The organism is Johnsonella ignava ATCC 51276, assembly GCF_000235445.1.
GTDB classification, from domain to species: domain Bacteria; phylum Bacillota; class Clostridia; order Lachnospirales; family Lachnospiraceae; genus Johnsonella; species Johnsonella ignava.
On the sequence record NZ_JH378864.1, the window covers coordinates 1 to 815 of the forward strand.

Below are 815 nucleotides of genomic sequence, written 5' to 3' on the forward strand. Positions count from 1 at the left end.
TACTGTATATGAACCTGCCAAAACCGATGACGGAGGCAGCGGTAATACACCTCAGGGCAATATAAATGATATCCCTGATAATACATCCGATAATCATACCGAAAATAATAAAAATTATTCCAAGGATAAAAAAACAGGCGATTCAAAAAGTGATGGTGTATATTCATCAAGCAGTTCAACTAGCTCTTTATCTAAAATTATATATGCACATAAGTCTGCTGCCGAAACTGAAGGCGGAAAGTGGATAAGTCTTGATAACGACAGGAAAAAATGGGCATTTGAATTAAAGGATAAAAGCAGGATTAAAAGAGCATGGGCTGATATTAAAGATGCATCAGGTGCTGTAAATACCTATTGTTTTGATGAAAACGGAGTAATGCAAATCGGTTGGATAACACATGAAAGCGGTATATGGTATTTCCTTGAAGCTCAGGATGAAAAGATGCTTGGAAGTCTTAAAAAGGGCTGGTACCATGATAATAATGATAAATACTGGTATTATCTAAGTCCTCAAACCGGAGTTATGGAAAAAGGCTGGCAGATGATAAATAACAAGTGGTATTATTTTTCAGAGATTCAGAGAAATCTAAAATACAATAATGAAACGGGGAAAAATGAATATTATCCTCAGAGACCATACGGCTCTATGTATATAAATGAAAAAACACCTGACAATTATAATATTGGAAATGACGGGAGTTTAATCGGAAATTAAAGCTTGGTAAAGTTTACTGATTATATTATGTGAATTAACAGCTGTTGTATATTGATCTATAATATGATACGTATATATCAAATACAACAGCTCTGTAAAA

At 33.7% G+C, this 815-nt stretch carries 1 protein-coding gene; it reads left to right on the top strand.

Features of this window, described 5'->3' with window-relative positions; translation table 11 throughout:
- A partial coding sequence (locus HMPREF9333_RS13435) for a hypothetical protein (protein ID WP_040883183.1) occupies positions 1-715 on the top strand: 715 nt, incomplete at its 5' end.
- Positions 716-815 lie beyond the last annotated feature (100 nt).